This window comes from Aquibacillus sediminis (assembly GCF_005870085.1).
GTDB classification, from domain to species: domain Bacteria; phylum Bacillota; class Bacilli; order Bacillales; family Amphibacillaceae; genus Aquibacillus_E; species Aquibacillus_E sediminis.
Map to the genome: position 1 here is coordinate 197,471 of NZ_SZNM01000004.1, position 24,496 is coordinate 221,966.

A 24,496-nucleotide genomic window follows, 5' to 3' on the forward strand; every position below is an offset into this window, starting at 1 on the left:
GATCGGAAATACATGATTAAGGTCTGATTCCATTAGACGCAAATGTGTCTTATATGAGATCAGACCTTTTATGTTTATCCGCATGTAACTTGCAGTAAGCCTCATCCCATTCAACGAGGTAAAACTAAAGCAGATACTTGCGAGGAGCGAGTGCAAGTCTCTTCTTGTAGTACGAATCATTGTGAAAGAGTCCCGTACTATTTGAAGTCTCACCATATATTAAATTTCAAACATCGCAACTAAGTCATCTTTTTTAAATGCTAATTCTAGGGCGAAGAGCAATTTAATCCGTGCTTTAGACCCTGTTAATCCATGAGCAAATATAACTCCCATTTCTTTCAACTGTTTACCACCACCAGGGTAAGAATAGGTTGGCTGTACAATTCCTTGATAACTTCTTGAAACGAGAACGACTGGAATATGATCTGATAAAACTTGATCGATTGCTTCTACCGCTTCTTGTGGCACATTCCCTTGACCAAATCCTTCGATAATTAAACCATCCATTCCAGCATGGTGAATAGCCTCGATGTATTCGCCGTTCATCCCAGCAAATGCTTTAATTAACGCGACTTTTTTAGTTAAAGATTTTATCGAGTAATGTTCATTTGTTACTAGCTTCTGTTGGAAAAATACCGCTTGTTTTGTAATAATTCCTACAGGGCCAAATTGAGGGCTTTGAAATGTCGCCACATTACTCGTTGAGGTTTTCGTCACATATTTAGCTGTGTGGATTTCGTCATTCATAACAACAAGTACACCTTGATTTTGTGCATCAGTTGAATTTGCGACACGTACAGAACTTATAAGGTTATAGAGTCCATCAGAACCTATTTCGTTGCTAGAACGCATGGCACCGGTAATCACGACAGGTTTTTCAGTCTGTAGATAAAGATCAAGAAAATAAGCAGTCTCCTCTAATGTATCTGTTCCATGAGTTACAACTACACCATCATACTGTTCGGTATCTAGTTTATGTTTGATTACTTCGCCTAAATGCAGCATATGTGATGGTGTGATATGTGGAGAAGGCAAATTAAATAACACCATTTCATGTGTTTCGGCGATTTCTGTCATAACTGAAGTCATATTGACAAATGGATGTGTTCTACTCGTTGTTACTGCTCCAGTTGTACTATCCTCACGCATGGAGATCGTCCCACCTGTATGAATAATAAGAATTTTGTTCATTTTAACACCAACTTTTATTTTTAGTATTTTCATTATGCTAGCTTCATGATACGATGAATTTAATGTTATGGAAAGAGGGTGTCGTTATGTTGGCTCTCCTTTCAGCAGGGATTGCTCCGACACTTGCACTAATGACCTTTTTTTATTTGAAGGATAGATTAGATTCAGAACCGGTCACATCAGTGTTGAAAACTTTCATTTATGGAGCGTTACTTGTATTTCCAATAATGTTTGTTCAGTATGCATTTTTGGAAGAGGGAATTGGGCAAAATCCTTGGATTCGTTCTTATATTTTAACAGCATTATTAGAAGAGTTTTTTAAATGGTTTATTTTTGTTTACACCGTTTATAAGTATACAGAATTTGATTCCTTTTATGATGGTATTATCTATGGAGTATCGATTAGTCTAGGCTTTGCTACAGTAGAAAATCTGCTTTACTTATTTGCACATGGGATTGAATATGCTTTTAGTAGAGCTTTGTTCCCAGTATCTTCACATGCCTTGTTTGGGGTGATCATGGGGTATTATTTAGGAAAAGCAAGATATTCATCGAACCACCCACGTTTGGTTATGTTTCTTGCTTTATTTTTCCCTGTTTTATTGCATGGTTCGTATGACTTTATTTTAGAGACCATTAAAAGCAACTGGATGTATGTATTAATTCCGTTTATGATTTTATTATGGGTAACAGGGCTAAGGAAAGTGAAACTCGCGAATTTGCATAAGGCACCACAATTAGACTATTTGCATAAAGACCAACATCTTCAACAATAAAGGAATGATAAAAAACATTGCCACTATTTGGTAATGTTTTTTTATTGTACCGAATTTTCATTACGATGTCTTCTTTTGGAATAGTGAGCCCGTTTATTCTTGTAAAAGGTTACTATCTTCTTGTCAACAATGTATGGACCACTGCTATACATGATATAACACATTACTGTAGATGCTATAGGAAACGCTTGGATGGTTTTAATCTAGACGTCTCAAGCAGTTTATTAACATAACTTGCAACTTAAAAAATTATGACTATAAATCCACAAAATAGGTTTCTATGAATAAAAAACAAAAGGATTCAAAAAATATGTTACACGAATGACTGATGACTAAGATTCCAATTATATAGGAGGAACTAGCTAATGCGTATTAACAAATGGATCATGTTGTTGATTTTAGTAATAGGACTGACTGCAGGAATAACCGCAACCTATTCCAATCAACCTGTTCAAGCTTTTAGTAATCAAATTGTTCAGAAAGGTGCTACCGGTGAAGATGTTATCGAATTACAGGCAAGATTACAATACTTAGGTTTTTATAAAGGAAAAATCGACGGTGTATTTGGATGGGGCACTTACTGGGCACTTCGAAATTTTCAGCAGGAATTTGGTCTTGATGTCGATGGGTTGGCAGGTGAACAGACAAAACAAAAGCTAAATAAAGCGAGTGAATATGATCAAGCTTTTATAAAAAAGCAGATTAATGCAGGGAATGAATTTACGTATTATGGTGGTATGCCAAAGGAACAACAAATAAAGAAAAAGAAAAATCAAGATTCGGAAGCAAAAAAACAACAGCAACCGCAACAACAACAGAATCAGCAACAACAAGAACAACCGCAACAGCAGAATCAGCAAGAACAACAGCCGCAACAACAAAATCAAGCAGAGCAACAAACTGAACAAGATACACCTCCAGAACCATCGGCAGTAAACGTACCGAATGGTTTTTCACAAAACGATATACAACTTATGGCAAATGCTGTGTACGGAGAGGCACGTGGAGAACCGTATGAAGGACAGGTAGCGGTTGCGGCAGTAATCTTAAATCGTGTAGAAAGCCCTACTTTTCCTAATACTGTTTCAGGAGTTATTTTTGAACCTCGAGCATTTACAGCTGTAGCTGACGGACAAATATGGTTAACACCAAATGATAGAGCAAAAGAAGCTGTCCTTGATGCAATAAATGGGATGGATCCAACAGGTGATGCAATTTATTACTTTAATCCGGATACAGCTACTTCTAGCTGGATTTGGTCAAGACCACAAATCAAGCGAATTGGCAAGCACATATTCTGTATGTAAGAAAGGTGGATAAACTATGTTTAGATGGATCATCATCGCAGTCCTTGCGATTGGTGTGATAGCTTCGGGTGTATGGGGCTATCAAGAACACCAAGAGAAAAATGCAATTTTAGTACAAGCTGAAAATAATTATCAACGTTCGTTTCACGATTTATCTTACCATATCGATTTACTTCATGATAAGCTGGGAACAACACTTGCGATGAACACAAAAGAACAATTATCACCACAACTGGTAGAAATTTGGCGGTTAACATCTGAAGCCCATACAGATGTTGGGCAGTTACCTTTAACGCTTCTTCCATTTAATAAAACAGAAGAGTTTCTATCAGAAATTGGTGAATTCAGTTACCGTACAGCTGTTCGTGATCTTGAAAACGAACCACTAACAGATGATGAGGTGGAAACACTACAGTCATTATATGAGACTGCTGGTGACATTGAACAAGAGCTTCGAAATGTACAAAACATGGTACTAGAAGATAATTTACGCTGGATGGATGTACAATTAGCGCTTGCAACGGAAGAGGCCCAAGCAGATAATACGATTATCAACGGCTTTAAGACAGTAGAAAAAACAGTAAAAGGATACTCAGAAGGGAATATGGGGGCGACCCTAACAGGTACATCTAGAGAAAATCATGAGTATCGCTTCATAAATGGAGAAGAGATAAGTGAAGAGGAAGCATTAGAGCAGGCTAAAAAGATCTTTCAACTCGAAAACAGTCAGGACATAACAATCGCAGAGTCGGGCGATGGTGCTGAATTAGCCATGTATAGTGCTTCCTACCGGAAAGATGACAAGCATGGTTACATTGATTTATCAAAAAAAGGTGGCAATCTTCTTTCATTGATTGTGAATCGTGATATAAAAGATGCTACCATCGGATTACATGAAGGAATGGGAGCTGCAGAAGAGTATCTAAAAGAACAAGGTTTTGAAAATATGGAAGCATTTCAAAGTAGTCAATATGAAAATGTAGGGGTCTATAATTTTATCTCTAAACAAGGGGATGTAAGGATTTATCCTGATTCCATTCAAGTTAAAGTAGCATTAGATGACGGTGAAATTATTGGCCTATCAGCTAGAGATTATTTCCGTAATCATAAAGAACGAGATATACCAGAACCAGAAATAACTGAGGAAGAAGCCCGAGAAAAGGTGAATCCAAATGTTGAAATTCACGAGCAATATCCGGCAGTAATTGAAAATGAATTAGGCGAAGAAGTGCTTGCTTATCAGTTCTTAGGTACATTAGATAACGATACCTACCGTATTTACATCAATGCAAATACAGGGGTTGAGGAACAAGTGGATAAGCTTAAACAAGCAGAGAATAAGTTTTAATGAAAAATAGGATAAACTTGAAGTAGCATACCAGATCCACATTGGATTTGGTATGCTATTTTTTGAATCATCAAAATTGAGGGGGGGCTTTTGTCCATACCAATATGGAGATATTTTAAGTGCAATTATGAAATCGCAGTGCCCCCTTTCAAAAAATGTCAGAGATGTCACTATCTCTCCTAATCCGTCCACCTAATGGGCACTTATTTTTTATGAAAGATAGGAAATTAGTAAGTTTTTCTTATGAATTTATGATAAGATAACAAATAAAGGTTTACTTGAAAATTATGGTTAAGAAAGAGGCGGAAAACATTGATTAAGGTCGGTACAACCCTCAACCTAGAAAGTATAAACAACAATGAGGATGTTGAGCGCTATCATTGTAAGGTTGTTGAAACAGAACAGGATGTAATATTTGTTGACTATCCAATCAATGATCAGACGGGTAGAACAAGTATTTTTCCTAAAGAAACAGTTTTTAGTGCGAGTTTTGTAGGAGAAGATTCATCTGTTTATCGTTTTGATACATCTATTTATGAAAAGCGCACAATTAATAACATACCTGTATTGATGTTAGCTTTTCCCAGTGAGAAATTAGAGCGAATACAACGACGGGAATATGTTCGTATACAAGCCTCGGTTGATATTGCTATTCATTCAGTACATCATGAATTTGAGCCGTTCACAACGGTTACTCAAGATATCAGTGGTGGAGGTGCATCTATTTTTACACCTAAACATTTGCAACTGCAACCAGGTACTATTGTAGATGTATGGTTAGTGATACCAAACGAAAACGGTAAAAATAACTATATCCACACTGTTTCGGAAGTTATCCGTGTGAAAGATAACGAAAACCATTCGTCAGGGTCGCTATCACTTGCTTTTTCAGAGATTAATGAGAAAGAACGTCAGCATATTATCCGGTTTTGTTTTGAAAAACAGCGAAAATCTAGAGGAGCATATCTTCGTTAAGTATAATTTGAAACCTACGTAGTCATAATAAAAAGAAAAGGCTGATTGCGTATGAAACGTCTAGAAAGATGGATCCTTACTTTACTTTGTATTCAAGGGGTATTTTTGTTGATCGCACAACTGCTCATTAATAGTTCAACAATCCATTGGGCAATTGATCCTGTATATAAATACATAGGTGTGTTCGATGAAACTGAAGATCACAATTACTTGGAAACAATAGACCAATATATGAAAAATATGTTACCATTTTAGATATTTCACCATGCAACAGAGATGAGAGAGGAAGGAAGTAATATGGCATCAAAATCTATAGCTATTGCGATCGACGGCCCTGCTGCTGCTGGCAAGAGTACCGTAGCGAAAAAAATAGCCAATCATTTATCCTATTTATACATAGATACAGGGGCGATGTATCGAGCATTAACATATAAAGCTATCAACGAAAATGTAGATTTTGAAGATGAACAAGCACTTTATTCATTATTACAATCAATTTCAATTGATTTACGTCAGACAGATGATGGCCAGGAAGTATTTGTCAACGATGCGAAGGTGACGAATGAGATTCGAACGCAAACTGTAACAAATAATGTTTCTGCTGTAGCAAAACACCCATCTGTTAGGAAAGAGATGGTTAATAGACAGCAAGACCTTGCGAATAAGCGAGGGGTAGTGATGGATGGAAGGGATATCGGAACACATGTAATCCCTGATGCAGAAGTGAAAATTTTCTTAATTGCTTCTGTAAAGGAAAGGGCGCAAAGAAGACATGAAGAAAATGTAGATAAAGGAATCCCATCAGATCTTCAGCAATTAACAGCTGAGATTGAGAAGAGGGATCAGTTAGATTCGCAACGAGCTACAGCACCATTAATCAAAGCAGAAGATGCAATCGAAATTGATACAACCTCACTATCCATCGACGACGTGGTCGATAAAATATTACAAATTGTTCATAAAAAAGTTAGTTAAGGGAATGACGTGATTGAGTCTTTATAAATTTGCTAAATTTGTAGTTGGCACTATTCTAAAACCACTTTACAGGATTAAGGTAATCGGTAAGGAAAATATTCCTAGTCAAGGACCGGTTATCATTTGTTCTAATCATATTTCTAATTTAGATCCACCCGTAGTTGGTATCACATGTCCTAGAGATATTTATTTCATGGCAAAGGAAGAATTATTTGATAATAAATATCTAGGTGGACTTCTGAAACGAATTCAAGCGTTTCCGATTAAAAGAGGGATGAAGGATCGTAATGCATTAAGACAGGGGTTGAATGTTTTAAATGAAGGTAACACACTTGGACTTTTTCCAGAAGGTACACGAAGTAAAACCGGCGAATTAAGAGAAGGACTCGCTGGAGCTGGTTTCTTTGCGGTTAGATCAAATGCAACCATTATACCGTGTGCAATTATAGGTCCTTATAAAAAATTTCAACCTATAAAAGTTGTGTATGGCAAACCCATCGAGATGCAACCCTACCGGGATAAAAAAGCAAATGCTAAAGAAGTCACAGATGTGATTATGAATGAGATTAAGAATTTGATGGAAAATCAAAAATAGAACTATAAATGCTTGACAAATAAGTGTAAATGTTAGAAGTTAGACAAAAGGACATTTTACGTTTGTTGTGTCGGAATTTCAAGGAGGTTTTCTTAATGGAAGAAATGAATCATGAAATCTCGGATTTTAAAGCCCTAAACATAGGCGATCAAGTAACTGGAAAAGTAATGAAGGTTGAAGAAAAACAGGTGTTAGTTGATATTGGTTATAAGGTGGATGCGATTGTACCAATTAGCGAATTATCGAGCCTTCATATAGAAAACGCATCAGATGTTGTTAGTGAAGGTGATGAACTGACTTTAAAAGTGAAGAAGGTTGATGACGAGGAAGTAGTACTTTCTAAACGTGCCGTAGATGCTGATAAAGCATGGGAAGAATTAGAAGCAAAATTCCAATCAGGTGAGAATTTCGAAGCTGTAGTAAAAGATGTTGTCAAAGGTGGATTAGTGGTGGATGTTGGCCTACGTGGTTTTATCCCTGCATCATTAGTAGAAACTCACTATGTGGAAGATTTTGCTGAATATAAAGATAAATCATTGAGTCTGAAAGTAGTAGAGTTAGATCGTGAACAAAATCGCGTCATCCTATCACATCGAGCAGTCATTGAAGAACAAGATGAGGCGAAAAAACAACAATTATTCGAATCCATTGAAGCTGGCGATGTAATCGAAGGTACTGTACAAAGAATTACAGACTTTGGTGCATTTGTTGATGTTGGTGGTATTGATGGATTAGTCCATATTTCGCAACTATCCCATCAACATGTAGACAAAGCAAGCGATGTCGTTGAAGAAGGACAAACTGTTAAAGTAAAAGTATTATCTGTTGACCGCGATAATGAACGCGTTTCCCTCTCATTAAAAGAAACACAACCAGGGCCATGGGAAAATATTGAAAGTAAAATACAACCTGGACAAGTTGTGGAAGGTACTGTAAAACGATTAGTTAACTTTGGTGCATTTGTTGAGGTGTTACCAGGTGTTGAGGGTCTTGTTCACATTTCACAGATTGCCACAGAACACATCGGTACTCCACAAGAAGTACTTGAAGTAGGTCAAGAAGTAAATGTAAAAGTTCTAGACGTGAATGAAGCAGAGAAGAGAATGTCTTTAAGTATTAAAGAAATAGAAGCTGAACAAGATCAACAAGATATTAAGCAGTATGAAAAAGAAGAGGAGTCTTCTGGATTTCAATTGGGAGATATTCTTGGAGACAAATTAAATAAATATAAATAAACCGAAACAACAATCAGTGGGCGACTATTATCTTCTTTGGTTTTACCTAGTAGATTGAAGTAGGAGTCCTACTGCCAGTTGCATGCTCAAGAAAAAGCGAACCGAGAATGGTTCGCTTTTTTTATGCAAAATGATGTTTAACTATCATGTGATTTAGCCATAATGCTAATGGTAGGTGGGTATATGGATGGACTATTATTTTACTGGATTTGTTGGATGATATGGATTTATGTAACTTTTATTATGAAAAAACATAGGTTACGGGACTTATTAGCTTTATGGCTTTTATTCATACTTATCTTTTCGAGTAATGAGATTATGTTAGGGAATATTAGTATTAACATGGCTGTTTTTGTGCTGTTCTTTGGAGCGTTGTTAGCTTTTTCTTTCCTTTCTAATTGGTTAAAGAGTCTCCTTTATTGCTTATGTTTAGTTTTTGGTTATATTGGCATTTTGTTTTGGGAACAAATAAGTCCGGTATGGATGGTTGCTCCAAGAACAATCATAATCACAATTATTGGGTTCTTTTTTTTATTGATTTTGACAAAACAATACGTTAAGCGCTGTATTATATGGTGTTTAGGTCTTACAACTGGTGAGGTTATTCATGGGTTAATCATGAATAGTTATTCCATGCAAGAGACGATCGGCGATATGGCATTTATGGATATAATATTTTTAGAACTTGCTACTTTAAGTTTATATCAAGGATTCGTTGAACTTCAATCACGATTAGATAGTACAGTACAAACAATTGAACAACAAAAATGAGGTGGGCACATGAACGAATATACGTATCCTATTTTATTTGGTGTCGTAATAGGCACAATTGCTAGATCGATGATGTTAAAAACTGACTATCGACAATATCCTACCTATTTACACGGAAGGGTCATACACCTTGCCTTGGGATTTATTGCCGCTGCATTAGGGGCTGTTGCTGTACCGGCAATTATGGAAAAGGAATTTACCGCGGTCACATTCTTAACAATTGCTGCTTCACAGTTTCGTGAAGTAAGAAATATGGAAAGAAATACGTTAACCGAAATGGATGGATATGAATTGGTTCCAAGAGGAAACACGTATATCGAGGGCATTGCGGTCGCATTTGAAAGCAGAAATTACTTAGTCATATTTACTTCATTAGTCACAACATTAAGTTATTTAGTTTGGAATGTCTATGCTGCAATTGCTGTAACAATTGTATGTTATCTTGTTATTAAAAAATTCATGAGTGGTTCAACCTTAAAAGAACTTGTTGATATTGAATATCAAGAATTGCACTTTGAAGGTGCTGGTCTTTATGTTGACAACATTTACATTATGAATATTGGTTTGCCTGAACGGCAAGAGGAAATTAAAAAATATGGAATGGGATTTATACTGAAACCGAAAAATTTTGATGTAAGGTCTACTATCGCCAATTTAGGTCAAAGACAAGCGATTTTACATGATGTATCGATCGCAATGGGGGTTTTCAGGGATTCTGGAACACCTGCATTAGTGCCATTAATTAAACGTGATCTAGATGACGGAAGAATTGGTGTGTTTATTTTACCACAGAACCCTGATGTAGATAAGGCGAAACGAGTGATTGGAGCTGTACCAGTTCTTGAAAATGCAATTCGTATGCCTTCTGAATCTAAAGCAAGTCAGAAGGGAAGTGAATAATAATGGATATTGAGAAGGCTATATTAAGCGTGATTACAACAAATCAAACAAAAGTAGGAGGTGGCGCACCCATTTTTTATTGTGAGCAAACAGAAGAAATGGAGAAAGTTGCTGCCAATTTAGAAGCGATACTTGATGGAATTGCTCATCGATTAAGTAATGAATTGTATATTATCGTAAAACATTAAAGATGCTATGGTGTTGGAGGCAGAAAAGAATTGTTAAATAGTTCCTCATTTGCTAAAATGTATAAGTTAGATAACTAACACGTAACAAAATTGGTACAATGTTTTAAAAAAAGTAGATGAAGGAAAGGATGTACCTTTCATGAGAAAATCAGTCGTAGCAATTGTAGGTAGACCAAATGTTGGAAAATCAACCATTTTTAATAGACTTGTTGGAGAACGAATTTCCATTGTGGAAGACACACCAGGTGTCACAAGAGATCGTATTTATTCTGAAGCAGAATGGTTAACGACTACCTTTAACTTAATTGATACTGGAGGAATTGAACTAGGGGATGAACCATTACTCGTGCAGATGCGCGAGCAAGCTGAGGTTGCGATTCGAGAAGCGGATGTTATTATCTTTATGGTCAATGGCCGTGAAGGAATAACTGCAGCAGATGAAGAAGTCGCAAAACTATTATATAAATCCAATAAACCGGTAGTATTAGGTGTAAATAAAGTGGATAATCCAGACATGAGGGATCAAATTTATGAATTTTATGCATTAGGTTTTGGTGAACCATATCCTATATCTGGAACCCATGGTTTAGGACTTGGAGATTTATTAGATGAGGTAGTCAACCATTTTCCTGAATTAAATCAAGAAGAGGTTGATGATGATACGATATACTTCAGTCTTATCGGACGACCGAATGTGGGTAAATCATCGTTAGTGAATGCAATGTTGAATCAAGAGCGTGTCATTGTCAGTGACATTGCGGGAACAACACGAGATGCTGTCGATACACCATTTACGAAAGATGGACGAGATTTTGTTATCATTGATACTGCGGGAATGCGTAAACGAGGAAAGATTTATGAAACAACGGAGAAGTATAGTATTCTTCGTGCACTCAAGGCAATTGAACGTTCAGAAGTAGTGTTAGTCTTAATTGATGCAGAAACAGGTATCATTGAACAAGATAAGAAAATTGCTGGTTATGCGCACGAGGCAGGTAAAGCAGTTGTCATTGTTGTGAATAAGTGGGACACGGTTGAATCGGATGAAAAAGCAATGAAAGAATTTGAGGATAAAATTAGAGCGCACTTCTTATTTCTTGATTATGCACCTATTGTCTTTTTATCTGCCAAAACGAAAAAAAGGATTCATACATTGTTACCTAAAGTTTTACAAGCTAGTGAGAATCATACAAAACGAGTTGAGACGAATGTGCTGAATGATGTCATCATGGATGCTTTAGCAATGAACCCAACGCCAACCATGAAGGGACAGCGTCTGAAAATCTTGTATGCTACACAGGTAGCTGTACAACCTCCAAGTTTTGTGGTGTTTGTTAATGATCCAGAGTTATTACATTTCTCATATGAACGATTCTTAGAAAATCGAATTAGAGAAGCGTTTGGGTTCGAGGGTACACCAATAAAAATATTTGCAAGACGTAGGAAATGAGAGGAGTCGGAGGTATGGAAAAAATCGCAGTATTAGGAGCTGGTAGTTGGGGAACTGCACTAGCCTTAGTATTAGCTGATAATGGTCATGAGGTTCGCTTGTGGACACATAACCAAACACATGCGGATGAAATCAATCATGAGCGAGAAAATACCCGTTATTTGCCAGGTGTTTCAATACCAGATCAGATTCAAGTAAACAACGACCTAAAGCGTGTAGTAAGAGGTGTTTCGACAGTAGTATTAGTCGTACCAACCAAAGCAATTCGTGACGTTTGTAATCAATTGGCTGAGGCGTTGGACCATAAAGTAACGCTTATTCACGGAACGAAAGGCATTGAACCCAAAACCTTTAAGAGAGTATCAGAAATTATTGATGAAGAACTTTCCAATAAGTTTTATGAAGAGGTGGTCGTACTTTCTGGACCTAGTCATGCTGAAGAGGTCAGTAAAAGACAACCGACAACGATTACTGCGTCTTCTTTAAATATGAATGAAGCTGAAAAAGCACAGGACATCTTTATTAATGAGCATTTTAGAGTTTATACTAGTCCTGATATGGTGGGCGTGGAACTTGGTGGCGCATTAAAAAACATCATTGCACTCGGTGCAGGAATATCAGATGGATTAGCATATGGAGATAATGCAAAAGCTGCACTGATAACTCGAGGATTAGCAGAAATTGCTCGGTTAGGTGCCTCTATGGGCGCCAATCCTTTAACATTTATTGGTCTAGCAGGGGTTGGCGATTTAATTGTAACCTGTACAAGTATACATAGTCGCAATTGGAAAGCAGGTAATCTATTAGGAAAAGGGAATAATCTTGATGAGGTTCTGGAACAGATGGGCATGGTTGTGGAAGGTGTGCGCACGACAAAAGCAGCCTATGAATTTTCACAAAAACAGGGGATTGAAATGCCTATAACTAGCGGGATTTATCAAATATTATTTGAGGAAGAAAAACCAAAAGATGTTGTGGACCAATTAATGTCTAGGCTTAGACGCCATGAAATGGAAGATCTTTCAAATATTTTAAATGAACGTTATATGAGTTAACAGGCACCTGCTTGCTTGCATACACTATCGTGAATGAAAAAGCAAGGAGGAGTGTTTGTGAGCAAGCAAAACAATATTTTTGATCAGATTGCAAGCAATTCTAATATTACCCCGGAAGAAATCATGAAGATAGCAAATTCGGTGCAAAATGCTGACTTCTCTGACGAAAAAACCGTTAGAAAGTTAGTAAAACAATTAGCTAAAATGGCTGATAAACCAATTTCAAAAGAAAAAGAGGAAAAAATTGTTCAGTCAATCCTTAATAACAAAATCCCAAAAGATATGAATAGTTTAGGTAATCTTTTTAAAAAGTAGTCAAAACTGGGCATATGAGGATACAAAGAACAGAGGATTAGCATAGTATAAATCGCACAAGCATTCATTTTAGGGTTGCTTTGGGTATTATTTAGTCGTACCGAGGTAGAATCGCCCCTTCTACCTCGGTTTTTTTATGTTTTTGAGTGTTGCGAAAGGCTGTATTACTAAAGAATTGTTGTTTTCTCTCAATGTTAAGACAAAAGCAAATAGCGGAAGGGAGAGCCCACTTCCTCCTACCCAAGCAAAAGTTACTCGGATTTTCTTTCAATTGTATCGGTCCCATGATTGCTTCTATTAAGGGTATATTCCGTTTCTATGATATAATACGAAATAAAGTAAAAGTTGACATAAAGGAGTGGTATTGTGTCTGAATCTATGTTAAATATGTATATCTCTTTTGCAGGTATCATTTTTATGTTTGTTTCCATTGGACTCATATTGTTGAGTAGACACAAATTAAAAGGTTTATTAGCTATGATTACAGCTATTATGGCATATCTTTTTTTATTTGTAGGCGGTATTATAATCTTTTATATCGTATTTAGTGGTCCTACTGGCTAGTTTGGAGGAATGAAGATGACATTTTATCGTTTTTTTGTATTCATGCTCTTAATTGTTATATTAACTGGGTGTATGTATCCTGAAGAAAATCTAACAAAAAATCAAATCCCTAACGAGGTCCAACTTCAGCAAGTTCAAGATGCGATTGATCGCTATGTTGAAAATAATAATGGTCGAGTACCAATAAGGACGAAGCCGAGCGATACACCAATTTTCCAGAAATATATCATTGATTTTGAACCCTTGAAGCAACAAAGTTATATTTCTGATATTCCTGGTATTGCTTTTGAGAACGGAGGGTTCTATCAATATGTACTTGTAACACCAGAAAATGATCCAACTGTTAAACTCATTGATCTGAGAACAACTGAAGTAGTAAGGTCTGTAAGAAATAGAATTAATATCTATCGCAGCGAAAATACGTATCCCCCGTTTGGAGAAGAAGTAGGGGATGGTGTATATGAAATTAATTATGAAAAAATCGGATTAGATGAGCCACCTTATGTCGTTAGTCCGTATTCACAGAAGTCCTTACCAGTTGTGATGGATGTGAATGGAGAGGCCTACATAGATTATCGGATTGATTTATACCAAGTATTAGAAGAGCATGATCATACGTATGAGTCTGGTGATGATATTAGATGGATATTGGCAAACAATCATCCTTTTGTCCCAGCTTATTCACTCCCTTACACATTGGAAGATAATGAACCAGTATTTAAAAACAATTAATAAGAATATTACAACCCTTGATGCATATAATGTGTCAAGGGTTTTTGATAGCAATTATTTTTTTATTTTCTAGTGGGATAATACGTATTTTACTAACAGTAAATTTTAATTTCTTATGGAAAGTTAGGAGATGGTTTTATTTTTTCCTAATAAATAGGTCATAATTTGATAGGACAATGTCATAGACTTAAAATGTCTAAGATTCGTAATAGCTTATGGTCAAGCAGATCGGGAGGGGATCATTTGGAAAAAGTCGATATTTTTAAAGATATCTCGAAGCGAACGAATGGAGATATTTATCTAGGTGTTGTAGGAGCAGTTCGTACAGGTAAATCAACATTTATTAAAAAATTTATGGAACAAGTCGTTTTGCCAAACATTGCGGACGAAGGAGAAAGAGCAAGAGCACAAGATGAACTTCCGCAAAGTGCAGCAGGCAAAACAATTATGACGACAGAACCAAAATTTGTCCCAAATCAAGCTGTTTCTGTCGAAGTAGATGAAGGTTTAGATGTGAATGTCCGACTAGTTGATTGTGTAGGATACACTGTCAACAGCGCGCAAGGTTTCGAAGATGAAAACGGTCCAAGGATGATTAATACACCTTGGTATGAAGAGCCAATTCCGTTCCATGATGCTGCAGAGATTGGAACACGAAAAGTGATTCAAGAACATTCCACAATGGGAGTTGTTGTCACAACAGATGGCTCGATTGGTGACATTCCGCGAGAAGATTATGAAGAATCGGAAGAAAGAGTTGTTGACGAATTAAAAGAAGTTGGAAAACCATTCATTATGGTTGTCAACTCTGTTCAACCATACCATCAAGAAACAGAACAATTAAGACAGGATCTGAGTGAAAAATACGATATTCCTGTTTTAGCAATGAGTGTAGAAAGCATGAGTGATCATGATGTGTATAATGTTCTGCGTGAAGCATTATATGAATTCCCAGTGCTTGAAGTAAATGTTAATCTACCAAGCTGGGTGATGGTCCTTAATGAAGATCATTGGTTAAGAGAAAATTATCAAATCGCGATTCAAGAAACTGTGAAAGACATTAAACGCCTTCGTGATGTCGATCGAGTAGTTGGTCATTTTGATGAGTATGATTATATTCAAAATGCGCAACTAGCTGGCATGGAAATGGGTGAAGGTGTTGCCGAAATTGATCTTCAAGCACCAGATTATTTGTATGATCAAGTACTTAAAGAAATTGTAGGGGAAGAAATTAGAGGTAAAGATCATCTGCTAGAATTAATGCAAGATTTCGCAAATGCAAAAAGAGAGTATGACCAAGTTGCAGATGCGCTGCAAATGGTTAAACAAACAGGGTATGGAATTGCTGCGCCTTCATTAGAAGATATGACTCTAGACGAGCCTGAAATTATTCGTCAAGGATCACGGTTTGGTGTTCGCTTAAAGGCAGTAGCTCCGTCAATTCATATGATTAAAGTCGATGTTGAGTCAGAATTCGCTCCGATAATAGGGACAGAGAAACAAAGTGAAGAGCTTGTAAGATACTTGATGCAAGACTTTGAAGAAGATCCATTATCTATTTGGAAGTCTGACATTTTCGGAAGATCATTAAGCTCGATTGTTCGAGAAGGCATTCAAGGTAAATTGTCACTAATGCCAGAGAATGCGAGGTATAAACTAAAAGAAACACTTGAACGAATTATTAACGAAGGTTCTGGTGGACTAATAGCAATTATTCTTTAGCGGCTTGATTTTCAGGCCGCTTTTTCTATTGAGAAATTTGCTATCGCTGCTAAAATGCCATTCTTAAACCTAAACCCAATGAATGAACTAAGGGAAGCACCGTTTTCATCGTCGACATAAGCCTCGTTGTTAAAAAAATTCACATACTTATCTTTCAGAAATATGAATTTAGAGAAAAGTAAGCAAATCCCTTTTATATCAAGCAATGTAACCACTTGCATTGGAATACTAACTATGATACTATTCAACTAAATTAGAGATGGAAAAAAGTGAGAAATAGCAACAAATTTTGAGAGAAATTGTTAATTTTTGTTGAATTTCCGCGAAATCTCGGTTAATATAAGCTTTGTCATCTTTTAAAGATGGTAATGCGTATAATTTGGGTGAAAATGGTGAACAAATGATAATATATCACATTTGTTCGCGATAGTTTATAGAATTTGGGAGGAGGTGAATGTCATGAACAAAACTGATCTAATTAATACAGTTGCAGAAAAAAGTGACCTTTCTAAGAAAGACGCTACAAAAGCTGTTGATGCAGTTTTTGAATCTATCATGGATTCACTTAAAGATGGAGAAAAAGTACAATTAATTGGTTTCGGGAATTTTGAGGTGCGAGAACGTGCAGCAAGAAAAGGACGTAATCCTCAAACAGGAGATGAAATCGAAATCCCTGCAAGTAAGGTTCCTGCATTTAAACCAGGGAAAGCCCTAAAAGATACTGTAAAATAATTTTACATAAGGGCATAAAAAGGGTGCATATGCACCCTTTTTATTTTGTATTTAATTCTTACTATTTCCTAATTGAATAAATCTATAAAGGTAGACTTCAATCATAGGGGTTTGCTCTTCTCCGACTTAGTGTTAGTAGCACAAGGGTATAACCTAAAGGCCCTTGAACCGATTCGGGGTGAAAGCGAAAGTGTACTCCCACATAATCATCTACGCTTCCTATAATGTTTAAAGTGGGAGTCTTACGGACGGTTCCACCGAGATAAAATAAAAATTATGGAGGGTACATATGAATGTAACAAGTAATACTAAAGATTATATAGTGATAAAAGCTCTTGAAGATGGGGTGCAAGTAATCGGATTAACAAGAGGAACGGATACAAGGTTTCACCATGCTGAAAAATTAGACAAAGGTGAAATTATGGTTGCGCAATTTACAGAACATACATCTGCAGTTAAGATTAGAGGGAAAGCAGTGATCCAATCTAGTCATGGTGAAATTCGTAATGATGAATTATAATTGTATCGTTTGTCATAAATAGAGAGAATTTTTATAGAGTATGCTATACTAATGTTACGATTAGTATGGAAAAATGTATGGAAAGGCTTGGGTAATATGAATGCTTATGATGAGAAGCTAGTAGAGCTAAGAAATGAAATAGAGAATCAAATCCATCATTCTTATTTAGAGAAATTCATCCAGCAACCTGTTATTGATACTGATAAGTTATTCATCTTATCCACTATTATCCAAAACACAACGCTTTCAGATGTTAAAAAAAAGACGTATATTATAACAACCATGCTTGTTCAAATTGCATTGGACACACATGATTTGGTAACAGAGAATAAACGGCATGAATCAGACCAAAGACAAAAATATCGTCAATTAACTGTTCTGGCAGGTGATTACTTCAGTGGACTATATTATAGTATGTTAGCGAAGATTGATGATGTCTCCATGATTCATACATTAGCCACTGCTATTAAAGAAGTTAATGAACAGAAAATGAAAATATATTATAAAGAATTTGTTACTGTTGATGCGTTTATTGATGAACTCAAACAACTGGAGTCATTACTAATTAAACGTGTCGCTAGATCGCTACTTCAATCATCCGCAGATGTTTTTATTGAAAATTGGTTATTAACTCTCAGGTTAGTTAAGGAAAAAACGATGTATGAACAAAGCGGGGATTCTACAATCGTGTATTTATTAACAAAAGGACCGGCACATAATGTTAGCCAGGATCAAATTCTCTTTGAAATGGACAAACACATACAAAAACATCTTGCTGCTACAGAAGATTCATTGGATTCTTTACCTACACAGTTTCAAATAATAAGGCAATATGTTGATAATATAAAGGCGAACAATTTTGATAAAAACACTTTTGTAATGGGAGAAGGGTAAGTAATATGCATCAACAATCCAAAGAAGAACGTGTCCATCACGTATTCGAAAAAATTTATGATCGTTATGATTTTATGAATTCTGTTATATCTTTTCAAAGGCACAGAGCATGGCGCAAAGATGTGATGAAACATATGAATGTTCAAAAGGGCGACGCTGCTCTAGATGTATGTTGTGGAACTGGTGACTGGTCCTTTTCCTTAGCAGACGTGGTTGGACAAGATGGTAAGGTGATTGGGCTTGATTTCAGCGAAAATATGTTGTCTATTGGGTTAAGAAAGAAAAAGCAATACGATGTGAATCAATTGGATTTGATTCAAGGAAATGCCATGGATTTGCCATTTGAAGATAACACGTTCGATTTTGTAACAATCGGATTTGGTTTAAGAAATGTACCAGATTATAAAAAAGTTCTCATGGAGATGAAAAGGGTTGTCAAGCCTGGTGGAAAAGTAGTCTGTTTAGAAACCTCTCAACCAACGATGCCAGTATTTCGTCAGTTGTACTATTTTTATTTTCGTTTTATCATGCCATTGTTTGGAAGGATTCTCGCAAAAAGTTATAAAGAATATGCTTGGTTACACGAGTCTGCTAAAGACTTTCCAGGAAAAAGCGAATTGAAAGCATTGTTTGAAAGTGTAGGGCTAACCGATGTGAACGTGAAAAGCTATACTGGTGGTGTAGCTGCGATGCATATGGGAACAAAGCCTTCTTAAAATTTTAATTCAAAGGTGACCCACATGAAATTAGCAAGGACTTATACTTATTTAAAAAACGACCTTGATAAAATTGAAGACGCATTAAATGAAACAATACAAGCAGAACATCCAGTTTTACGTGAGGCATCTGTTCAATTATTGCAGGCCGGGGGGAAACGTCTTCGTCCTGTTTTTGTTTTGCTATCTAGTATGTTTGGGAACTATGACCTTGAACGTATCAAAACGGTAGCAGTATCCCTTGAATTAATACATATGGCCTCGTTGGTTCATGATGATGTCATTGATGAATCGGATATACGCAGAGGAAAACCAACTGTAAAAGCCCAATGGGATAATCGGATTGCTATGTATACGGGCGACTATATTTTTGCAAGGTCAATCGAGTATTTAACAACGATCAATAACGCTAGAGCACATAAAATTTTATCGGAAATCATTGTTGAGTTATCAATTGGTGAGATCGAACAAATCAAAGACAAGTACAATGTAAATCAAAATATACGAAATTACCTAAGACGTATTAAACGTAAGACAGCTTTATTAATCTCATCAAGTTGTCGAATCGGTGCCATTGCTTCAGATGCTTCGCCAGCGATTGAAAAAGCCTTATATCAGTATGGGTATTATATTGGGATGTCCTATCAAATTATTGATGATATTTTAGATTTTACATCAACAGAAAAACAACTAGGTAAGCCTGCAGGTAGTGATTTGCTGCAAGGAAATTTGACATTACCTGTTTTATACGCAATGGAAAATGAAGATTTTTATGCTCAATTAACCGATTTATTTAGAAATCCTAAAGCTGTAGATCAAGAATCTATTGTTCCATTGGTTCAACAGGTAAAAAAATCTGACGCGATTGATCGCTCCTATGAGTTGAGTGAACGCTATTTACATAAAGCTTTTAATGCCCTTGAGGAACTACCTAACATTAAAGCAAAACAGACTCTTCGGGATATTGCCATATACATAGGAAAAAGGAAAGCTTGATCCATGTTCTTGCAAGTAGAAAAGTTATTTAAAATCAGCCATAAGCGACTTATCGCTATTCACACCTTACTGTTTGCTAAAGCGTTTGAATTTTGTTAAGATTTAAACGATCGCTAGATTCAAACGCTTTCATAAAATACATAAAAGAGGTGTCATGATGGAAAAAACATTTTTAATGGTAAAACCAGATGGTGTACAAAGAGGTTTAACTGGTGAAATTGCTTCACGATTTGAGAGAAAAGGTTTTAAATTAGTTGCCGCTAAACTAATGTCAATTTCAGAAGAACTTGCGACCACACACTATCAAGAGCATCAAGACAAACCCTTCTTTAAAAATCTCGTTGACTTTATTACTTCGGGACCGGTATTTGCAATGGTATGGGAAGGTGAAGGTGTTATTGCGACAGCCAGACAAATGATGGGTGAGACAAACCCACAAGAAGCTCTACCAGGAACGATACGTGGAGATTATGGTTTGGTTGTAGGAAAAAATGTGATTCACGGTTCCGATTCACCAGAAAGTGCCGAGCGTGAAATCAATCTATTTTTTAAACAAGAGGAATTAGTAGATTACAATAAAGATAACGATAAATGGTTATATGAATAAAAAATAAATACGAATCATGACTGTCCCTTTTAGGATACTTCTGGCATCCCCCTTTGTTACGTAAGGTGTGGAGTTGGAATAGAAACTCCTTCATGGGGCAGTCTTTTTTTAAGATATAATAGAAGTGAGCTTTTCACACCTCTAATAAAGGAAACTAAATAGGACAAAGCACCCTTCAAATTGGAACAACGGAAACAGGATCGGGTCTAAACAATCGAGAAGTTTTTGCTTTTTTGCGCCTCATACATTTCTGTACCAAATCATATTCTATCGATTCTATTTACTAATTTTTAATTTATTAGTAGGATAAAGGAATACTAGTATAAGAAGGAGAAGGCACCTATGGAGGACTATCAGAAATTTATCTCATCGATTAAGAAAAAAACAGGGATAGATTTGAATCAATATAAAGAAGCACAAATGAAAAGAAGACTTACTTCCTTACGTGAAAAAAAAGGGTATCATGATTTTACATCCTATTATCAAGCGCTAGCCTCTGATAAAGTGTTAATGCATGAATTTTTGGACCGAATGACGATTAACGTATCTGAGTTTTATCGAAACTATAAGCGGTGGGAAGTTTTGGAGAAAAGAATATTACCAATGTTGTTAAGAAAAAAAAATCGTTTAAAAATTTGGAGTGCTGCTTGTTCCACTGGTGAAGAACCATATACAATTGCAATGATGCTTGACCAATATGTCGATTTGAATCACGTATCGATTGTTGCGACAGACATAGATGAAAATATTTTAACAAAGGCTAAAACCGCCATCTACACTGAACGTGCATTGCAAGAAGTCCCAGATGATAAGAAAAACAAATATTTTAATAAAGAGGGACAACTTTATAAATTAGATGAAAGAATCAAGAAATCTGTTTCATTTAGAAAACATAATTTATTGGCTGATAGCTATGAAACGAATTTTGATTTAATCGTTTGTCGAAATGTGTTGATTTACTTCACAGAACAAGCTAAACAGGATGTTTACAGCAAATTCAGCGATGCGTTATCAGATGACGGTGTATTATTTGTTGGCAGTACGGAACAAATATTTAACCCAGCACAATATAACTTTCATGTCGTCGATACTTTCTTTTATCAAAAACAATAGAAATAAAGTGGGGAATGTTTTGTAAACGACCGTGTATGATAGTGTCGTATCGATCAATTCCCCTAAAAAATGATTGTTATTTTCAAAAAAATCGAAAAATGTTGTTTTTTTCAATATTTCCTTGCACACAGGAAACCAAAGGTATGATATAGTAGTACAAAATTAAAAAAATTCGGGGGGACAAACATGAGATACTTAACTGCAGGTGAATCACATGGTAAACAACTAACAACAATTGTGGAAGGAATACCGTCAAACATGCCACTAAACAAGGACAATATTAACGAATCCTTGTTAAGAAGACAAAAAGGCCATGGACGAGGGAAAAGAATGCAAATTGAAAAGGATTTAGTGACTGTAGCTGGAGGCGTTCGACACGGTTATACACTTGGTTCACCAATTGCATTAGTGATACATAATGATGATTTTAAACATTGGGAAGATATTATGGGCGATGATCCAATCGAGACAGATCAAAAAATTCGCCGAACCGTAACAAGACCTAGACCAGGTCATGCAGACCTAAACGGTGCATTAAAATACGGACATCGAGATATGAGAAATATTTTAGAACGATCTTCCGCACGCGAAACAGCAGCCCGTGTAGCAGCAGGAGCTGTTGCTAAAACTTTATTACGACAGTTAGATATTGAGATCGTAGGTTATGTCCGTGAGATTGCTGGGATAAATGCGGAAGAATATCCTGATATGAATATGCAAGATAGACAATCAATTTCAGAAGAATCACCTGTCCGTACATTAGACCCTGAAGCAGGTCAAAAAATGATGGATGCGATTGATCAAGCGAAAAAGGAAGGAGACTCAATCGGTGGTGTGTGTGAAGTTTATGTGGAAGGGATGCCAGCAGGTGTTGGCTCCTATGTTCATTACGATCGTAAATTGGATGCTAGAATTGCTGGAGCAGTCTCAAGCATTAATGCATTTAAAGGGGTCGAATTTGGGATTGGTTTTGAAGCAGCTCGGAAAAACGGAAGTGAAGTACATGATGAGATTGCTTGGAACCAGGAAGAAGGTTATTACCGTAAAACAAATCGCCTAGGTGGATTTGAAGGTGGTATGACAACTGGGATGCCTATCGTGGTCAAAGGGGTTATGAAACCTATTCCAACCTTGTACAAACCACTACAAAGCGTTGATATTGAAACAAAAGAACCCTTCAATGCTAGTATTGAACGTTCTGATTCATGTGCAGTACCGGCAGCTGCTGTGGTCATGGAACATGTCGTTGCCTTTGAAGTAGCGAAAGCACTATTAGAACAATTCCCGCATGATCAATTTCCAAAACTAAAGCAGGCGATCGATCAATACCGGGAAGAAATTAGGTGTTTTTAATGGACAATTTGACCATTCAAACAAGCACCAACAAATACAATGTATTTGTTGGTGCGAGTATTCGACATCAAATTAGTCACTTGCTCGACAAAACTTATCATAATATTTTGATTATCACAGATAGTCAAGTTGCAAGTTATTATTTAGAAGATGTAAAGCAGGTATGGGCAGATCAAGCAAATGTTTCAACCGTTATTGTTCCTGCAGGAGAAGCCTCTAAAAGCAATGAACAGTATTTCTCACTGATTACCAAAGCAATTGAAGCAGGATTGGATCGAAATGCTTTAATTGTTGCTTTAGGTGGAGGAATGGTTGGGGACTTGGCAGGGTTTGTAGCAGCGACCTATATGAGGGGAATTGATTACATTCAAGTGCCAACAACGATTCTAGCACATGATAGTAGTGTTGGGGGTAAAGTTGCAATTAATCATCCTGCTGGTAAAAATTTAGTAGGAAGTTTTTATCCACCACAGGCGGTTATCTATGATGTGGAAACCTTACATACGTTACCTGAAAAAGAAGTACGCTCTGGTTATGCGGAAGTGATCAAGCATGGCTTGATTAGTGACAAAACCTTTTTCCAAGACGTGTTACATGTAGACGTAACTAAAGCGATTCCTGAAAAGGTGCTAATAGATCACCTGCTGCGAGGTATACAAGTAAAAGCGGCGATCGTAGAAAACGATGAAAAAGAAAGTAACATTAGAAAATATTTAAATTTTGGTCATACGTTAGGACATGCGATTGAAGCTGAACTTGGTTATGGAGAAATAACTCATGGAGAAGCGGTTGCGATTGGGATGTTGTTTGCTATGAAATTGAGCAATCAAACGTATCAATGTAATCTACCTTATGATTCATTTCAAAATTGGTTGCAAACCAATGGCTATCCAATACAACTACCAACTTTGTCTGTTGATTCCCTTATTGCTCGGATGAAACAGGATAAGAAAACAGTCAACAGTCAAATTCAAATGGTCTTATTAACAGCAATTGGACAACCGACGATTGCGCATATTGAGGATGAGGAAATAAACAAAGCATTAACAAACTTTTTTAGGGAGTTGGGGACAAATTGATAAGAGGAATACGAGGAGCTACAACCGTTGCTCAAAACAATGAAGCTGAGATGCTTGACCACACACAACAGTTAATTGAAGAAATGGTTCATGCAAATCAAGTAGAGCCATCTGATATTGCTTCCGTATTCATTTCATTAACGGCAGATTTGAATGCGACATTTCCAGCGAAAGCACTGCGAAATATCGGAAGGGAATGGACATATGTCCCAGTTATGTGCATGAAAGAAATTGAAGTACCAAATAGTTTAGAGAAATGCATTAGAGTGATGATGACTGTAAACACGGAGCATAGCCAACAAGCTATTCACCACGTCTATCATTACGAGGCAAAAAAATTACGACCTGATCTAATAGATACTGAAAAATAATAGAATGGTAACGTAA

General features: G+C 36.4%; 28 protein-coding genes. 27 read left to right on the top strand and 1 reads right to left on the bottom strand.

Going from position 1 to position 24,496, the window contains the following annotated elements:
• Window positions 1-219 precede the first annotated feature (219 nt).
• Window positions 220-1,191 (bottom strand): asparaginase, encoded by a 972-nt coding sequence (locus FCI53_RS06225; RefSeq protein WP_138417230.1) that lies wholly within the window; start codon window positions 1,189-1,191, stop codon window positions 220-222.
• 86 nt (window positions 1,192-1,277) lie between these two features.
• On the opposite strand from FCI53_RS06225, the gene prsW reads away from it, so the two are divergent.
• The 27 genes from prsW to aroH all read left to right on the top strand — a co-directional run bounded on the left by prsW (window position 1,278) and on the right by aroH (window position 24,480).
• A complete protein-coding gene (prsW, locus tag FCI53_RS06230; protein WP_138417232.1) occupies window positions 1,278-1,967 on the top strand; it encodes a glutamic-type intramembrane protease PrsW in 690 nt (229 codons plus the stop codon).
• A 365-nt stretch (window positions 1,968-2,332) separates the two neighbouring features.
• Complete coding sequence (gene sleB, locus FCI53_RS06235) at window positions 2,333-3,274, top strand: spore cortex-lytic enzyme (protein ID WP_138416919.1); 942 nt, start codon at window positions 2,333-2,335, stop codon at window positions 3,272-3,274.
• Between the two features lie 16 nt (window positions 3,275-3,290).
• Entirely contained in the window at window positions 3,291-4,622 is a 1,332-nt protein-coding gene (gene ypeB / locus FCI53_RS06240; RefSeq protein WP_138416921.1) for a germination protein YpeB, read from the top strand.
• 312 nt (window positions 4,623-4,934) lie between these two features.
• Entirely contained in the window at window positions 4,935-5,597 is a 663-nt protein-coding gene (locus FCI53_RS06245; RefSeq protein ID WP_138416922.1) for a flagellar brake protein, read from the top strand.
• Window positions 5,598-5,648: 51 nt separating this feature from the next.
• The gene (locus FCI53_RS06250; protein WP_138416924.1) at window positions 5,649-5,852 is read left to right on the top strand and encodes a DUF5359 family protein; all 204 of its coding nucleotides are present in this window, start codon (window positions 5,649-5,651) and stop codon (window positions 5,850-5,852) included.
• Window positions 5,853-5,894: 42 nt separating this feature from the next.
• Window positions 5,895-6,572: a (d)CMP kinase gene (gene cmk, locus FCI53_RS06255; RefSeq protein ID WP_138416926.1), complete on the top strand. Its 678-nt coding sequence runs from the start codon at window positions 5,895-5,897 to the stop codon at window positions 6,570-6,572.
• A gap of 13 nt (window positions 6,573-6,585) precedes the next feature.
• On the top strand, window positions 6,586-7,167 hold the full coding sequence (locus tag FCI53_RS06260; protein WP_138416928.1) for a lysophospholipid acyltransferase family protein: 582 nt from the start codon (window positions 6,586-6,588) through the stop codon (window positions 7,165-7,167).
• 95 nt (window positions 7,168-7,262) lie between these two features.
• The gene (rpsA, locus tag FCI53_RS06265) at window positions 7,263-8,402 is read left to right on the top strand and encodes a 30S ribosomal protein S1 (protein WP_138416930.1); all 1,140 of its coding nucleotides are present in this window, start codon (window positions 7,263-7,265) and stop codon (window positions 8,400-8,402) included.
• Between the two features lie 183 nt (window positions 8,403-8,585).
• Window positions 8,586-9,173 carry a YphA family membrane protein gene (locus FCI53_RS06270; protein WP_138416932.1) on the top strand — a complete coding sequence of 196 codons (588 nt, stop codon included), beginning with the start codon at window positions 8,586-8,588 and terminating at the stop codon, window positions 9,171-9,173.
• Between the two features lie 9 nt (window positions 9,174-9,182).
• Window positions 9,183-10,073, top strand: coding sequence for a YIEGIA family protein (locus FCI53_RS06275; protein ID WP_138416934.1), 891 nt, complete (start codon window positions 9,183-9,185; stop codon window positions 10,071-10,073).
• A gap of 2 nt (window positions 10,074-10,075) precedes the next feature.
• Window positions 10,076-10,261 (top strand): capping complex subunit for YIEGIA, encoded by a 186-nt coding sequence (locus FCI53_RS06280; protein WP_138416936.1) that lies wholly within the window; start codon window positions 10,076-10,078, stop codon window positions 10,259-10,261.
• 139 nt (window positions 10,262-10,400) lie between these two features.
• Window positions 10,401-11,711 (top strand): ribosome biogenesis GTPase Der, encoded by a 1,311-nt coding sequence (der, locus tag FCI53_RS06285; protein ID WP_138416938.1) that lies wholly within the window; start codon window positions 10,401-10,403, stop codon window positions 11,709-11,711.
• Window positions 11,712-11,725: 14 nt separating this feature from the next.
• A complete protein-coding gene (locus tag FCI53_RS06290) occupies window positions 11,726-12,766 on the top strand; it encodes an NAD(P)H-dependent glycerol-3-phosphate dehydrogenase (protein ID WP_138416940.1) in 1,041 nt (346 codons plus the stop codon).
• Between the two features lie 33 nt (window positions 12,767-12,799).
• Complete coding sequence (locus tag FCI53_RS06295) at window positions 12,800-13,081, top strand: stage VI sporulation protein F (RefSeq protein WP_138416942.1); 282 nt, start codon at window positions 12,800-12,802, stop codon at window positions 13,079-13,081.
• Between the two features lie 387 nt (window positions 13,082-13,468).
• Window positions 13,469-13,645: a DUF2768 domain-containing protein gene (locus FCI53_RS06300; protein WP_342774179.1), complete on the top strand. Its 177-nt coding sequence runs from the start codon at window positions 13,469-13,471 to the stop codon at window positions 13,643-13,645.
• A 15-nt stretch (window positions 13,646-13,660) separates the two neighbouring features.
• Window positions 13,661-14,377 (top strand): hypothetical protein, encoded by a 717-nt coding sequence (locus FCI53_RS06305; protein ID WP_342774175.1) that lies wholly within the window; start codon window positions 13,661-13,663, stop codon window positions 14,375-14,377.
• A 243-nt stretch (window positions 14,378-14,620) separates the two neighbouring features.
• Window positions 14,621-16,099, top strand: a complete 1,479-nt coding sequence (gene spoIVA / locus FCI53_RS06310) for a stage IV sporulation protein A (protein ID WP_138416957.1) — start codon at window positions 14,621-14,623, stop codon at window positions 16,097-16,099.
• Window positions 16,100-16,558: 459 nt separating this feature from the next.
• Window positions 16,559-16,831, top strand: coding sequence for an HU family DNA-binding protein (locus FCI53_RS06315; protein WP_138416959.1), 273 nt, complete (start codon window positions 16,559-16,561; stop codon window positions 16,829-16,831).
• Between the two features lie 289 nt (window positions 16,832-17,120).
• Complete coding sequence (gene mtrB, locus FCI53_RS06320; RefSeq protein WP_138416961.1) at window positions 17,121-17,351, top strand: trp RNA-binding attenuation protein MtrB; 231 nt, start codon at window positions 17,121-17,123, stop codon at window positions 17,349-17,351.
• A 51-nt stretch (window positions 17,352-17,402) separates the two neighbouring features.
• Window positions 17,403-18,245 carry a heptaprenyl diphosphate synthase component 1 gene (locus FCI53_RS06325; RefSeq protein WP_138416962.1) on the top strand — a complete coding sequence of 281 codons (843 nt, stop codon included), beginning with the start codon at window positions 17,403-17,405 and terminating at the stop codon, window positions 18,243-18,245.
• A gap of 5 nt (window positions 18,246-18,250) precedes the next feature.
• Window positions 18,251-18,961 (top strand): demethylmenaquinone methyltransferase, encoded by a 711-nt coding sequence (gene menG, locus FCI53_RS06330; protein ID WP_138416964.1) that lies wholly within the window; start codon window positions 18,251-18,253, stop codon window positions 18,959-18,961.
• Between the two features lie 24 nt (window positions 18,962-18,985).
• A complete protein-coding gene (gene hepT / locus FCI53_RS06335) occupies window positions 18,986-19,957 on the top strand; it encodes a heptaprenyl diphosphate synthase component II (RefSeq protein ID WP_138416966.1) in 972 nt (323 codons plus the stop codon).
• Window positions 19,958-20,111: 154 nt separating this feature from the next.
• Complete coding sequence (ndk, locus tag FCI53_RS06340) at window positions 20,112-20,564, top strand: nucleoside-diphosphate kinase (protein ID WP_171038084.1); 453 nt, start codon at window positions 20,112-20,114, stop codon at window positions 20,562-20,564.
• Between the two features lie 342 nt (window positions 20,565-20,906).
• A complete protein-coding gene (locus tag FCI53_RS06345; protein WP_138416970.1) occupies window positions 20,907-21,677 on the top strand; it encodes a CheR family methyltransferase in 771 nt (256 codons plus the stop codon).
• Between the two features lie 186 nt (window positions 21,678-21,863).
• Window positions 21,864-23,030: a chorismate synthase gene (aroC, locus tag FCI53_RS06350; RefSeq protein ID WP_138416972.1), complete on the top strand. Its 1,167-nt coding sequence runs from the start codon at window positions 21,864-21,866 to the stop codon at window positions 23,028-23,030.
• Window positions 23,030-24,109 carry a 3-dehydroquinate synthase gene (gene aroB / locus FCI53_RS06355; RefSeq protein ID WP_138416974.1) on the top strand — a complete coding sequence of 360 codons (1,080 nt, stop codon included), beginning with the start codon at window positions 23,030-23,032 and terminating at the stop codon, window positions 24,107-24,109. The genes aroC and aroB overlap by 1 nt, the downstream gene beginning before the upstream one ends.
• The gene (gene aroH, locus FCI53_RS06360) at window positions 24,106-24,480 is read left to right on the top strand and encodes a chorismate mutase (protein ID WP_138416976.1); all 375 of its coding nucleotides are present in this window, start codon (window positions 24,106-24,108) and stop codon (window positions 24,478-24,480) included. Before aroB ends, aroH begins: the two co-directional genes overlap by 4 nt.
• Window positions 24,481-24,496: the final 16 nt, after the last annotated feature.